The following is a 512-nucleotide window of genomic DNA, read 5'->3' as shown; positions in this document are numbered from 1 at the left end:
ACGCTATTCTTGCTAACAATTGATAGTCACGGAATGGAAATTGTAACTGGATAACATCATCAGATAATACATATAATCTGCTTGGTCGTCCGCCTTTTCCAGTTTTCTTCGTTTCAGATTTCAGCATATGAACATCTTCTAATTTAGATAAATGTAAACGCGCTACGTTTGGATGAATTTCAAACTCATCTGCAATTTCTTGTACAGTTACGTAACTATGTTTTTGAGAAATATATTTATAAATGTAATAACGAGTTGGGTCAGATAATACACCTGTAATTTTTAAAGCTTGTTCCATGAGGATCTCCACCTTTATCACTTTATCCAAGATAATAACATTATAATACAGATAAACTTCCATATAGGTAATTTCAGACAATAATTCAGAAATTGTTCATAATTTCACAAACATATTTTTCCTTTTTCCTCTAATGAAAATACAAAAGTGTTAATTTTTCTTAGAGATTTTTTCATGCTATATACATAGTGAGGAGGGAAAAATGATGAATGGA

1 protein-coding gene is annotated in these 512 nt (G+C 30.3%); it reads right to left on the bottom strand.

The genetic code is table 11. The features are described 5' to 3' along the window. Positions 1 to 298 (bottom strand): helix-turn-helix transcriptional regulator (locus tag KI369_RS28655; RefSeq protein WP_212959018.1); only part of this gene is annotated, 298 nt, incomplete at its 3' end. Positions 299 to 512 lie beyond the last annotated feature (214 nt).

This window comes from Bacillus sanguinis (genome assembly GCF_018332475.1).
GTDB classification, from domain to species: domain Bacteria; phylum Bacillota; class Bacilli; order Bacillales; family Bacillaceae_G; genus Bacillus_A; species Bacillus_A sanguinis.
Note: the sequence above shows the minus strand (reverse complement) of the source record. Positions and strands in the feature narration are given on the sequence as shown.